This is a genomic window from Algoriphagus sp. TR-M9, assembly GCF_027594545.1.
In the GTDB taxonomy this organism is placed as follows: domain Bacteria; phylum Bacteroidota; class Bacteroidia; order Cytophagales; family Cyclobacteriaceae; genus Algoriphagus; species Algoriphagus halophytocola.
This window is the reverse complement of record NZ_CP115160.1, coordinates 1,693,622-1,706,476: the sequence shown is the minus strand read 5'-3', so window position 1 is coordinate 1,706,476 and position 12,855 is coordinate 1,693,622. Positions and strand designations below refer to the sequence as shown.

10 protein-coding genes and 1 tRNA gene are annotated in these 12,855 nt (G+C 41.9%); 6 read left to right on the top strand and 5 right to left on the bottom strand.

What is annotated here, in order from left to right:
* The first annotated feature begins 3 nt into the window (after positions 1–3).
* From PBT90_RS07485 to PBT90_RS07465, 5 genes are all read left to right on the top strand, one after another.
* On the top strand, positions 4–252 hold the full coding sequence (locus tag PBT90_RS07485; protein WP_264809768.1) for a NifU family protein: 249 nt from the start codon (positions 4–6) through the stop codon (positions 250–252).
* 11 nt (positions 253–263) lie between these two features.
* Positions 264–3,326, top strand: coding sequence for a M43 family zinc metalloprotease (locus PBT90_RS07480; protein WP_264809767.1), 3,063 nt, complete (start codon positions 264–266; stop codon positions 3,324–3,326).
* 144 nt (positions 3,327–3,470) lie between these two features.
* Positions 3,471–4,211 carry a PASTA domain-containing protein gene (locus PBT90_RS07475; RefSeq protein WP_264809766.1) on the top strand — a complete coding sequence of 247 codons (741 nt, stop codon included), beginning with the start codon at positions 3,471–3,473 and terminating at the stop codon, positions 4,209–4,211.
* A 5-nt stretch (positions 4,212–4,216) separates the two neighbouring features.
* A complete protein-coding gene (locus PBT90_RS07470; RefSeq protein WP_264809765.1) occupies positions 4,217–6,052 on the top strand; it encodes a T9SS type A sorting domain-containing protein in 1,836 nt (611 codons plus the stop codon).
* A 4-nt stretch (positions 6,053–6,056) separates the two neighbouring features.
* Positions 6,057–6,353, top strand: coding sequence for a rhodanese-like domain-containing protein (locus PBT90_RS07465; protein WP_264809764.1), 297 nt, complete (start codon positions 6,057–6,059; stop codon positions 6,351–6,353).
* Positions 6,354–6,379: 26 nt separating this feature from the next.
* On the opposite strand, the gene PBT90_RS07460 is transcribed toward PBT90_RS07465, so the two are convergent.
* Together PBT90_RS07460 and PBT90_RS07455 are read right to left on the bottom strand one after the other, a co-directional pair.
* The gene (locus PBT90_RS07460) at positions 6,380–7,489 is read right to left on the bottom strand and encodes a site-2 protease family protein (protein WP_264809763.1); all 1,110 of its coding nucleotides are present in this window, start codon (positions 7,487–7,489) and stop codon (positions 6,380–6,382) included.
* On the bottom strand, positions 7,482–8,111 hold the full coding sequence (locus tag PBT90_RS07455; protein WP_264809762.1) for an HAD family hydrolase: 630 nt from the start codon (positions 8,109–8,111) through the stop codon (positions 7,482–7,484). The genes PBT90_RS07460 and PBT90_RS07455 overlap by 8 nt, the downstream gene beginning before the upstream one ends.
* Positions 8,112–8,214: 103 nt before the next feature.
* Here PBT90_RS07455 and PBT90_RS07450 point away from each other — a divergent pair.
* Positions 8,215–8,288: transfer RNA gene (locus tag PBT90_RS07450), tRNA-Ile, on the top strand.
* A gap of 6 nt (positions 8,289–8,294) precedes the next feature.
* Here PBT90_RS07450 and PBT90_RS07445 read toward each other — a convergent pair.
* The 3 genes from PBT90_RS07445 to PBT90_RS07435 all read right to left on the bottom strand — a co-directional run bounded on the left by PBT90_RS07445 (position 8,295) and on the right by PBT90_RS07435 (position 12,559).
* Positions 8,295–8,429: a hypothetical protein gene (locus PBT90_RS07445; RefSeq protein ID WP_264809761.1), complete on the bottom strand. Its 135-nt coding sequence runs from the start codon at positions 8,427–8,429 to the stop codon at positions 8,295–8,297.
* Positions 8,430–8,475: 46 nt separating this feature from the next.
* Positions 8,476–10,047, bottom strand: coding sequence for a TlpA family protein disulfide reductase (locus PBT90_RS07440; protein WP_270132477.1), 1,572 nt, complete (start codon positions 10,045–10,047; stop codon positions 8,476–8,478).
* A 1,039-nt stretch (positions 10,048–11,086) separates the two neighbouring features.
* The gene (locus PBT90_RS07435) at positions 11,087–12,559 is read right to left on the bottom strand and encodes a pyruvate kinase (protein WP_264809759.1); all 1,473 of its coding nucleotides are present in this window, start codon (positions 12,557–12,559) and stop codon (positions 11,087–11,089) included.
* Positions 12,560–12,855: the final 296 nt, after the last annotated feature.

The following is a 12,855-nucleotide window of genomic DNA, read 5'->3' as shown; positions in this document are numbered from 1 at the left end:
AAAATGAAACCTGAACTGAAAGATCAAATAGAGACTGCCCTTGACACCATAAGACCTTATCTGGAAGCAGACGGAGGCAATGTAAGGATAGTGGAATTAACAGAAGATAATGTCTTGAAAATAGAAATGCTTGGCTCCTGTGGATCTTGCCCTATGTCCTCCATGACATTAAAGGCAGGAGTAGAAGAAGCCATTAAGAAAGCTATTCCAGAGATCACCCGGGTAGAGGCAGTGAATCTAACAGTTGCATAAGCGGAATCTTAATGAAAAAAAGTTTACGCTTTTTTGGAAAGGTTAATATGCTCCTCCTGGGAGCTATTTTTACTTTTTCCCAATCCTTTGCCCAGCAGTTTCAATTCAGCACAAGTGCCAATCAAGCGCAGCACAATCATGATGAAAAGTGTGCCCATGTGATTTTGGAGAAAAAGCTGGAGCAGGAAATGGGCTATTTTGGTTCCAAACCATTTTTTGAAAGCTGGATAGACGATAAAATAGAAGCTAGAAAAAGCAAACCTGCCATACTAGCCCGAACCAACGAAGACCCCATGCTCATTCCCGTTGTAGTGCATGTCATACACTCCGGGGAAGCTGAAGGACAGGGGACCAACATTCCTACCGCGCAGATTTTGGAGCAAATCCGGATTTTAAATGAGGACTTTCAGCGCTTGAATGCCGATGCTGCCAATACACCTTCCGAATTTCTGCCTGTGGCCGGTAGCACAAACATAGAATTTATATTAGCCAAGCAGGATCCTTCTGGACTTCCTACTAACGGGATTACCAGAACACAGGGGCCAAAAGCTTCTTACAATCCCAATACGGACGTGACAGTCATCGCTCAGGTAGAGCATTGGAATTCAGAGGAGTATATGAATATGTACGTCGTGCCACTGACTACCCCATTTATAGGCTACTCCTCTTTTCCCATTTCAGATTTACCGGGTTTAAATTTCCCGGCAAGTTCTGCACTTACAGACGGGGTGGTTATAGATTACCGGTATTTTGGTACCGGAGGCAATGCCACTTCTGCTTCCCTAGGTAGAACTGCCACTCATGAAGTAGGGCACTTTTTTGGTTTACGCCATATCTGGGGAGATGGTGGTTGTGAAGCTGATGATTTTGTGGAGGACACTCCGCTTCAGGACAACTCAAACAACAGTTGCTCCCCTACAGTAACTAGGTTTAGCTGTGATTCTAATGATATGATCCAAAACTTTATGGATTATACCCCAGATGCCTGCATGAACCTATTCACAGCTGGACAAGTCGAGCGATTTGAGGTAGTACTGGCCAATAGCCCAAGAAGGGTTACACTTATCAATAATCGGGCAACCCAGGACCCAATCCTTTCTGATAATGATCTGGCGATCTCAAAAATCCTGGAACCTGGGGATTATACCTGTGATCCCTTGATCCAGCCTTCCATAGTATTACTAAATGCCGGTAACAACCGATTGACATCCGGAAGAGTGGAAATGCGGAGAAATGGAACCTTGCTAGAGAGCAAAAGATTTTCTTTCAATCTACTCACCGGACAAACAGCGACCGTAGGATTCAACAGCTTCAGCATCTCTGGAGACACCAATGAAATCGAATTCCGAATCACTGAAACCAATGATGGTGCTGATGCTAATCCATTGAATAACTCCCTTACAGCAAGTCCGGAACTGCAGCGACCTATAGCATTGCCTTATGAGGCAGACCTATCCAGCTTCCCAGAACCCTGGACCATAGAAAATCCAGATGGTGCGATCACTTGGGAAATCGTCAATCAAACCGTTTCAGGAACTGCACAGCAGCTGATTTATATTAACAATTATGAGTATGAAGCCCCAGGTCAACTGGATTATTTCATATCACCTATTATCGATTTAGGAGTATATCCAAATGCCCAACTGGTGTTTGAAGTAGCGCATGCTCCTTATGACCAGAGTGGCTTCCAGGATGAATTAACAGTTGCTATTTCAGCAGATTGCGGCAATACATTTGACCTGGCCAATGCACCTTACGACAAAAGTGGACAAAGCCTACAGACCTCAGCGTCTACCCTGGATGAGTTCTTTCCTACGCAGGATAGCCAGTTCAGAACAGAGCTCGTGAACTTAAGTGACTTTGCAGATTTGGGAAGCGTCAGAGTAGCCTTGATCGCAGGAAACAATTATGGCAACAATGTCTTTATTCGGAATATCAGAATTCTTCCTAATGAAGAATTTAACTACAACCTTCAACTCAATAGCTTACTCAGTCCCAGCCCGATTTCAGATGGAACACATGAATCTGAGAACGTGCAAATCACCAACACAGGCAATTTGCCGATCTCTACTTTCCTATTTTCGAAAAGCACCAATGATTCCAATCCACTAACCCTGGTAGCCAGTGGAGCTAATTTTGAACCAAATGAGTCATTCACCCTGCAAAGTGAGGTTTCTACAGAAAATGGAAAAAATGAGATTTTTGTAAAAATCAGCAGGCCGAATTTTGACCAAAATGGAAATAATGCCGACAGTCTGAACCGATATGCTCTTGTGGATTCTTCGGTAGTAACTGTTCCCTGGAGAGAAAACTTTGAAGGCGAAAACGGCATCTCCCCTTGGCTTGCTATCAATCCAGAATCAGACGCTGAAGGTTGGGAGATGATTTCAAACACAGGCACGGCCATAAACTCCAGCTATACTCTCCCCTCTGGAGCTGCAGGACAAAGTTACTGGCTTGGCACGCCTATTTTCGACCTTTCCAGCAGTCCTCAGGCCAGTATTTTCTTTGATGCAGGCACTTTGGGAGCTAATGAAAATGCACGATTGAGACTATTAGCCAGTGTAGATGGGGGACTGACTTATTCGGAAGTTTGGTCAGCGAGAGGTGCCGAATTGGTAAATCAAAACCTTGATCCTACCAATCCAAACTCCCTGGGTACTGGAACTCGAAAATATGTAGACCTCTCTGAGTTTGCTGGAACAGGAAGCACTAAAGTGAGGTTAGCTTTTGTGGCAGATGGAATTTCTCCAACAGATAACCCGCTCTATCTGGACAATATAGAACTGTTTCTCAGAGCGAATCCTAATCCGGTAATTCCTGCGGAAGGCCGAATGGTTTTGTTCCCTAACCCTGCAACAGAGGTATTCAACCTAGCCTTTAATCTACCAGCGTACGAAGAAGTGAATATTCAGGTGATTTCTGTCACCGGGGCAGTGCTTCAGGACATCAACTACCCGAACACCTTGAACCAAACGTATACTTTCAGTACAGACTTATTTTCCAAAGGCGTATATATCGTGAAAGTCACCAGCAATTCGATCAGGGAAACCCGGCGACTGCTGATAAATTGATAAAAATAAGCCGAAGCTATACTCTTCGGCTTATTTTTTGCCATGAGAAATCAGCGAATCAGATTCCTTGCTACTTTGTGAGGATTGATTTTCCAGCTTATCTTTAGCGTATTATATTTTCCTAGTACCCATTAATTCACACTCTTGAAAAAGATATTCATTCACCTCGTCATCATTATTGGACTTTCTTTCTTACTGGGTTTTCTGTTTCTGAAAATGTACCTGCCTATGTACACCAATCATGGTGAAACTGTCTCAGTTCCGGATCTCTCTGGCTACACATATGATGAGGCGGCGAATATTTTGGACCGGGCAGATTTACAGTACGAAGTATCTATAGACTCGGGATTCAATGCTGATATGAAGCCCATGGCGATCCTCAAGCAGATCCCAGATCCCAATGCTCAGGTAAAAAGCGGAAAGACCATTTACCTGACTCTAAATGCCAGAAATGCTCCCATGCTAAAAATGCCTAACTTGGTCAATTCTCAGCTGAAAAACGTGCAGGAGATTTTATCAAATATGGGTCTGGAAAGAGGAGATATCGTGTATGTTCCGGACATTGGGATCAATGTGGTGCTGGAGCAAAAATACCGTGGAGTAAATGTACCTGAAGGTTTTGAAGTGCCGAAGGGCGCTAGAATTGACCTGGTGGTAGGCGATGGACTGGGAAATCAGATCCTATCTGTTCCCGATCTTACGGGAATGGACGAAGTGGAAGCAGAGTTTTTAATCCTAGGATCCAGCCTAAGAGTAGGCGAAAAATACTACGTTGACACAGACTCCGTAGAAGTAGGCCAGGTATTGCGTCAGTCTCCAGAAGCAGCACTTCAGGTAAAAACCGGTGAGCTGATTGATCTGTGGATTGCCAAAGAAAATTTTTGAGTTGAATGATCACTAAATGTTCCATATTTAAAACCGCTGTTTTTACAGCAGCCTTTTTAAGCGCTTTTTGGGCTCAGGCCCAGCTAGTGGAACTTGGAGCAGTTCAACATCAAAAAATTGCAAGTTCAAGCATACCTAAGGCAGGCTTGCGCCTCCATACCACCAACAGTCTACCCTTTTGGGATGATTTTTCTCAAGGTCTGGATACATTGAAATGGACTATAGCAGGAGCATCCTACACAGAAACTATTGGGCTATCTGCTCCTTCTGTAGGCATGGTGCTCTTAGACGGTGTAGATCAAAATGGAACGCCCTATTCCCTTACACAGATAGACCAGGGAGAGACGGACTCGCTGACCTCAGCTCCTTTTGACCTTTCGGGACTCTCAGACCAAGAAAGTGAGACCCTTTACCTTAGTTTCTTTTGGCAGGCAGGAGGAAGAGCAGAACTTCCGGATGAAAATGATCAGCTGACCTTGCAGGTCAAAGACCCGGAAGGCAATTGGATCAGTATCTGGACACAATTTGGAGGAGTAGCATTAGATCGGGAAAATTTCAAACAGGAGATCGTACGGATTTTACCGATTTGGCAAAGCGAGGATTTTCAGTTTCGGTTTTTTGCCAATGGAAGACAAAGCGGCCCCTTTGACTCTTGGTTGATAGACTATGTGTACCTGAACTCCAACCGATCTGAAGCTGACCTGTTTTATTTGGACAGGTCACTTACGCAGCCAAATCGCTTACGGTTAGGCGATTTCGCTGCCTATCCCCTGGCTCTATTGGAAAACAATCAAGAGGAAATGTGGGGCAGCATATCCAATGAATTCAACAATCTGGAGAACAGATTTCGGTCTATGGAATATTCTATGTCCATCACAGATCCTTCCAGCCAGACCTTCACTCCTATCAATTCCAATACTCCATTTAACCCGGTGCCAAATGCGCTAGAAAGGAGATCCTTTGAAAGTCTGGAGTTCACCGAAATCCCAGTTCCAGCCAAAGCAACCAGCCTGCAGATCCGTACATTTTTGACTTCGGGTGATGGTCCGCTTTTTAGCGTTGAGGAGCAGGATACCAGCTTTTACGCAGGTGTTAATTTCGCACAAAACGACACCGTGGTCAGTGAGTTTAAACTGATGGATTTCTTTGCCTATGACCGGGGACAGGCGGATTACGCCGCTGGGATTAATCAAAGATCTGGGCAGCTAGCTATAAAATACGAGACGCCAGAAGAAGTGTATATCAAAGGGATTTCTATAGAATTTACAAATCCTAGACAAGCCAATCAAGCTGTAGATATTCAGGTCTGGAAAGAACTGGATCAGGATCCGATTTTTATAAGAGAAGAACTGATCCCTGAATTTGATCCGGATCAGTCTTATGCCTATTATTCACTTGACACCAATCTTAGCGTAAATGGTGCTTTTTATATTGGTTTCACACAGTATTCTAACGACTTTATACACGTAGGGCTGGACAAAACCAATGAGCAAGGAGACAAGCTCTATTACAACGTGGTGGGTGAATGGGTGCAAAACGAGGAAGTCAATGGAGCCTTGATGATACGTCCTCATGTCTCCCTACAGCCTGAATTTGAAGAAACAGAGAACCCTGAGGAGCCCCTATCCATCTATCCAAACCCAGTGGAATCATACTTGAATATAGAAGGTGTTTTCAGTGAGATCAGAGTATTTGATTCTTTCGGAAGGGAGATATTTCTGGAGCATCAACTTTCTGACAAAGGAGAAATTGTTAATTTTAACGGTCAGCGCCCAGGGATCTATGTCTTGAACCTGACCACAGAGAAGGGCATGAAATCATACAGAATATTAGTTCAATAAATATATGGAAGATATCACAGTAGAACAGTTAAAGTCCAGACTGGACAACAATGAGAAATTCGTTTTTATAGACGTAAGAGAAGAGTGGGAATACGAAGATGACAATCTCGGTGCAAAGAATATCCCACTAGCTGATTTGCCTACCCGTTTGGACGAACTGGAGGAATACAAAGACGCTGAAATCATCGTACACTGCAGATCAGGTGCAAGAAGCGGAAATGCCAAAAAATTCCTTGAATCCAAAGGATTTACCAGCGTACGAAATACGCTAGGAGGCATCTTAGCTTACAGAAACCTTTAATTACTGACTCCCTTCGGGGAGTTTTTTTATGTGATGATAAAAGGCCTGGGAGAAAAACAAAGTGCAAAAATCAAAATTGCAATCCACCCAACTAGTTTACGTCCTTTATCCAATTGATAACTGCCCGTCACCTCAGGGTGCTTCACTCCCATCACTCTTCCCAGTAAAAAGGCATAAAAAAGCCAACCCTGATAGCCTTGAACTTCTGGCTTGAAGAAAACAAAAGCATATTGAAAGGCAGCCAAACAAAGAGCAAGGGTAATTCGATTTTGAAGATTTAGACCGGTTTTGCTCAAGCAAATAAAAAGAAACCCTAAATACAGAGGAATCCATAACATCAGATCTTCAACGGCTGCATAAGGGCTTAAAACCCCTATCCCTGCATAAGCAATAAACATAACATAAGCACCAAGGGATATCCAGCGATGGTGGTTGGGACTAAGGCCAAAAACCACATGTCCTCCATCGAGCTGACCTATGGGCAGTAAATTTAAAGCCGTAAAAAACAAAGCCAGATAACCTGCAAATAAATAGGGATAGTGAATCACTTCTGACATTTCGGGAACTCTTTCCGAGGCAGCAAAGGCTTCAGACAATGCCCAAAAGAGCAGGTTATTTCCCAGCTCAATATTTAGCACACCATCTTCATAGCCTTGAAAATCAGGATCCTGATATTCAGGATGAAATGTGTAAATATAATCTGCCTCAGGAAGTGTACTAAAACCATAGATCAACACAACCAGCGCCAAAACAAATCCCGCCAAAGGTCCAGCCACTCCAATGTCGAAGAATTTCTTACGGCTATTCACAAATCCTTTCATTTGGATCACAGCCCCAAAAGTCCCTATGGAAGGCATCCCGATAAACCCAAGCCAGCCTGGAATAAAGTAAGGCATGCTACACTTTACCTGATGATAGATCGATGCAAAGAAATGCCCCAACTCATGTATCAGCAGAATCCCTATAAATGGAACCGAAAAGGCCGTAGACTTCCAAAAATACTCCCAGGTAAGTAGGCTTTCCCCTTCTCCGAGCACCGACTTACTGTAAATCCACTCTGCACCAGCTAAAGTAGTGGTGACCAAAGTGAGCAAAAACAAAAGACCGTGGCGAAGGTATTCTTTATAGCTATACATGCTGGAAGTAATCGAAAATCACCTGAGGTCCGGTAACCTGGACAGCCTGTATCCCTATGGCATTAGCCCCGGCCACATTGGCTTCCAAATCATCAAAAAATATAACGCGATCGGCTGAGGTCCCTAAGTCAAGTAGCATTTTCTCATAAATTTCCGGAGAGGGTTTTGCCAGGCCCATTTCATGACTGAGGAACACCCAGTCAAAAATAAGGTCGAAATTGTCCAGACCATGGTCTTGCTTCAAAATCTTATGCACTGCCTGAATATGGATGTCATTGGTGTTGCTGAGAAGCCCTACCTGATATTTTTTTCTAAGTTTTGAAATTAATTTCAATCTTTCTGCAGGAATTTTTAGCAGTAATTTATTCCAAAGTTCGTCCACTTTTTCGTCGTTCCAGTCTTGATGAAAGTATGCTCTAACCTCATCTCTGAAAGCGGCTGAATTAATCAAACCCTTTTCATAATCCTTGTGGAAATCAGTGAGATAAAAGCCATCTACTTTAGGATGGTCATCAGTAGAAATTTCATTTTTGATATGCTGAAGGGCTAGTTGATAATCTATATCAATGATCACATTGCCTAAATCAAAAATCAAAAAGTCTGCATCATGTGCATTTTTCATGCGAAATATGGGTTGTGTATTTGCATTCAAATATGTAACATTGCACTCCCAAAACCAAGGTTTACGGCCTTATAGAAGCCAAAAACCAGCGTTTTTCCCTTTAGGGCCTATAGCTCAGTTGGTTAGAGCACCTGACTCATAATCAGGTGGTCCCTGGTTCGAGCCCAGGTGGGCCCACATTCATTAAGGCTGGATATATTTCCAGCCTTTTTGTTGTTCAGGGGCATAGGTGTGGATTTGATGGATCAGTCCTTCACTCTGGTCTCTATGCATTTTTACAGCCATATGGGATTTCCATAGCCAGCTTCCTTCTTTCATTCCCCAGTTCCTGATTAGAAAGGTAAAAGACAAGCACCATCTTAAGCTATTTTATTGGTGGTGGTATTGGAGGACCGGAGTTCTTATTAGGTTTCCTTGGCGGCAAATTAGACACATCATTTTCCTCAAACATGGATAGGGGTCTTGCTCTCTTTTCTATTATTTCCCCCTCTTTGGCAAAAAGGAAATAGTGGGGGAATTCCCCTTCCCAGTCAAACAACAAAGTGAATTGCTTCCGTAATATGTTGCCGGATTCACCCACCACCAAAAAGCAGTTTTCCTTTTTTAAATTGTATCTCTCTACAACATTGAGCCATTTTGTTTTATCATTTTCGAAAAACAGCCAAATAGGTCGTACTTTTTTCGAGTTGTCCAAATGTCTTGTTTCTGCATAGACAGACATCTCTTCCAGGCAGGGCTTGCACCAGGATCCTGAAAAATCAAGTAATAGATAAGGTTGGTCCGTAGTCTTAAACAGCTCATCAAAAGCAAGCTCTTTGTCATTCACATCAAACAACCTGGCGCCTCTAATTTCATTGTTTATATAGCCCGATTTTAGAATTGCCCGATTGGGATCCTGATCCAGCTGAAGTGCATATTCCTTATAAGGAGGATAGGTTAGTTTGTCAATAAGCCTTAGTTTTTGTTCTTCATTTAGCATTCCGTCATTAAAAAGACTGAGCTGTACATACTGCTTAAGAGTATCATTACTGCTATTGAATCTTTCAAGTATAGCTTGCGCATCGAGCCCCATTTCTTTGAAAAAGTAATAGACAGATCCGTAGGAGCCCAAAGTAACGGGGTCATCATAATGCCCTTCTTGTAAACTGGCATATTCAAGCATATTTCTCTCACTAGTTTCAATGGCACTTTTTATTGATTCGTCTCTGGTGTTGGCATAAAGAAGTGCAAACCTGTACGCTAATCGTCCGAGAACTTCGTGAACACTATGTTTTTTTACCGTTTCAAAAGTAGAACTGTCATGTTTCAGAATGGGGTGATCTTTGTAAATCAGTGCCGTACAACTGTCAGCCATGCTCTTGAGGCTTTCTCTAGAGGTGAGTTCAGCTATTTGGTCGGCCGTTTCCAGATCTTTGAGAGAATAGGTAATACTGTTTAAATATTTATGGAACAAAAGACTAGAGCCTCCCTTCCATATAAAAAAGACATTTCCATGATTAATTGTGATGGTATCCTTAAGTGCAGTCTTTGTTTTCAGTAGAATTTCAAAGTCCATGTTTAAGCTGTCTCCCGGCTCAATATGAAATATATCATACTTTAAGGTCAAATAAGTCGGCTTTGCGATAGTGGTTTTTATTACGGTTTTTAGATTTGTTGAAGTATCAATAGAATATGGAGGAGGTGGGAGATGAAGCGGATCAAAAGCTAACGGGTTACGCAGGCCAAGAGATGAATAATACTTCCTGTCCGCATTATTTTTGAAATTTAGTACAATTGTGGTGTTATAGTTTTCCGGCTTTTCATCCGAAAGCACTGTTCCATTCTGAGAGTAACATGAAACACACCAAATAAACAGGTATGAAAGAAGGGGAATCGTCTTATAAAAATCAGGTAGCATATTTTTTGGGTTAAAGTGATTGAATATTGAATTGAACATTTCGCTATTCAGAGTTTTCAACTAACTCCAATAAGAAATACCGACAGTATCATAACAGAAGTTATTACACGATGGACCGCCATTTCAGGTGGGCACGGGCCGGTTTCTGATCTGGACAGGGATTACCATTGTCACCTCCTACTGAGCCACTTCCCCCATGACTCTTTTCAACTGCTATCTGGTTAGCACATGATACCAGCATTATTCCTGATAGCGGAAATTCATCCTACCGATCCGAACCAAAGCTGAATGCTATTACATTCCGCTCCATACTCCTGTAAGTTGTCTGACATCCCTAGTAAGATGGGAGAATGAGGATTGGAAATGATTTTTTTAAGGTATGTGCCAGTGTAAGACACTTTAAGTATTGATAGTATTCTCTTACAAATGACAAAACAGATTCCCATTGAATAGAAATAATAACCTCAACTAAATTTCTGATATTTAATACTATTCAATAATGTAAATATTAAGTACATAAAATACAACATCGTACTTCCGTATTTTAGCAATATTTAACTAAAAAAATCAATCTTACAGCCAATGAAAATATGTCATAGACTTAAAAAACCATATAATATAAAAGATTAACCTAGCATGAGGGAATCGTGCTGTCAGGCAATTCTCATAAAACACTTTCTAGGATAGAAAGCAACTAATCTCAGCATACTATTGCCCAACTTACCTTGATGGGAGAGATTTATGAATTGGATATCCTGAAAGTATTATCCGAGAATGGGATACATTTATCTCCCCCCCTCTGGAAAACTCTCTGAAACTACGGAAATTGAAGAATGAACTTGGTAGAATTATGAGAAAATAGATTCTGAGGAGTTTAAAAAGTTTTATATAGCTCAGGTAAATTTACTTCCCCCCAAATTTAATCTCTTATTGGATTTTGAAATGCTTACCCACACACACCAATTTTTTTTGCAAAAGGGTTCGAACATTAAGAAGAGATTATTTTCCAGCCTTTTCTATTTAGATGCCAGACTAAAGCTTTATTGCTAAAGGATGGTAAGGTAGAAGGCCTGAGTGCTTATTCCTCAGAAATATTCCCCTGAATAAAATTCGTTGCTATCCCCAGCTCTCTAAATACCAGCCGGCTTTTTAGCTTTAGGCTTCGGCTCCTTTTAGCTATCTCCCTAAGGGTTTTCAAAACTTTTAGTGTATGATCTCCTTTATTAATCATAATACATTCAGCCATGGATGCCCGTCCTGCATCTGTAATTTCTGCCCTGGAAGCTATACCTGATTTATGGAGGTTCTCCAAAACTTGCGTAGCCCAGATCACAGGAGTATGGGCAGCTTCGCAAAGCCAGGAAATTTCCTCCTGAATTTCCACCAATCTTTCGAAACCAATCTCCACAGCCAAATCACCCCTAGCGATCATCACCCCAAAATGGGGATGTTTCATTCCCTCTAAAAGCAATTGTGGCAGATTATCCACAGCTTCTTTAGTTTCAATTTTTAAAATGACCGGGGGAATCTCATTTGAAAAAACTTCAAGTTCTTCACGTAATTTATGTAAGTCAGATGCCTTTCGAACAAATGAAAAACCTACCGTATCCGCGTGACTCATTACAAAGGGCAGACAGGCGATGTCGAAGGATGTCAGTGATGAAATGGGAAGATCAGAGTCAGGGAAATTAATTCCTTTCTCAGCTTTTATTTTGGACTTTTTGGAAGAGTTTCGTTCTATTTTCAAACGTGCTCTTTTATCCTGTAACTTTTCTACTTTGGCCATAATTAAGCCATCGTCTATAAACACCCGCTCACCAATCTTTAGCGCCGAAATCACTCCCTTTTCACCTGGGCTGATCACTACATCGTCCTCTGTAAAACCAGCTTTCGATTCCGCCAACCAAATAGTCTGTCCTTCCTTGATTTTTACTTTCCCGGCTTCTTTTCCTTTTTGGAGAAGCTCCACACGTAGCTTGGGTCCCGCTAGGTCAAGGTGGATTTTGCATTCAATCTTTTCCTTGGCACTCTCCTCACGGATTTTTGAAATCATTTTCTCCCACACGGCTTCATCGTCACGGGCACAATTGATTCTGGCCACCGCCATACCGTTTCTAAGCAGATTACGGATTAGGTTTTTCTTTTCTAAAAAGGAAGAATCCATGGTAACCATTATAGAAGAAGGCCACTCTTGATGTGTATGACCAAAAAGAACCTCACTTGTGTGACAAATTCTATCACTGCCATATTTGGATGTGCTTTGGTCCTTTTCTTCAAATTCCTGACCCAGGCGCTCCAGTGTAGATTGTAGTTGAAAATGTGTATGACTTTCACAACTTGCCAAGGAAGAAAGTCCCATGTGATGCAAGTCATTTTGTAATTCTTGAATATCAGTCTTCCTTAGTACCAAGTATTTGATCAGATTTTGAGCTGACACTATTCTATCCGGGTGAATTTGTGATAAGGCCGTCGCAAACTCACTTGGAACCCTTGCCATTTCTGTTTCCAGCTTAGTGAGCTTCGAGGTGATTTCTATTAAAATATTTTCCATAAAAGTCAATTTCAGCCTTTTAATTAGCCACAATGATGCCATTACTGGAATTAACCCGACCACCTTTCATCCAACACAAGACTGAAGGTAAGCCTCAGGTTTTTCCATTTTTGGGTATAAAAGCTCTATCTGTACCCTATGTCAATCATAAAAAAGCTTTAGGCCTCTATCAACTGTATGCTTTCGCCTGCCTCCATTCTCTGATTAGCTTAAGGGAAATCCGGATTGATCTTTCCTTTTAAGCTAAAGCATTGAGAAAAGTGCTCAGGTAAAAAGCGGCAGTAGATCCTGAGAAT

Excerpts from the sequence above, each read along its gene's own strand:
- PBT90_RS07440 (WP_270132477.1), bottom strand. The coding sequence starts at position 10,047 with ATGTTCAATTCAATATTCAATCACTTTAACCCAAAAAATATGCTACCT.
- PBT90_RS07480 (WP_264809767.1), top strand. The coding sequence starts at position 264 with ATGAAAAAAAGTTTACGCTTTTTTGGAAAGGTTAATATGCTCCTCCTG.
- PBT90_RS07435 (WP_264809759.1), bottom strand. The coding sequence starts at position 12,559 with ATGGAAAATATTTTAATAGAAATCACCTCGAAGCTCACTAAGCTGGAA.
- PBT90_RS07485 (WP_264809768.1), top strand. The coding sequence starts at position 4 with ATGAAACCTGAACTGAAAGATCAAATAGAGACTGCCCTTGACACCATA.
- PBT90_RS07470 (WP_264809765.1), top strand. The coding sequence starts at position 4,217 with ATGATCACTAAATGTTCCATATTTAAAACCGCTGTTTTTACAGCAGCC.
- PBT90_RS07455 (WP_264809762.1), bottom strand. The coding sequence starts at position 8,111 with ATGAAAAATGCACATGATGCAGACTTTTTGATTTTTGATTTAGGCAAT.
- PBT90_RS07460 (WP_264809763.1), bottom strand. The coding sequence starts at position 7,489 with ATGTATAGCTATAAAGAATACCTTCGCCACGGTCTTTTGTTTTTGCTC.
- PBT90_RS07445 (WP_264809761.1), bottom strand. The coding sequence starts at position 8,429 with ATGAAAGAAGGAAGCTGGCTATGGAAATCCCATATGGCTGTAAAAATG.
- PBT90_RS07465 (WP_264809764.1), top strand. The coding sequence starts at position 6,057 with ATGGAAGATATCACAGTAGAACAGTTAAAGTCCAGACTGGACAACAAT.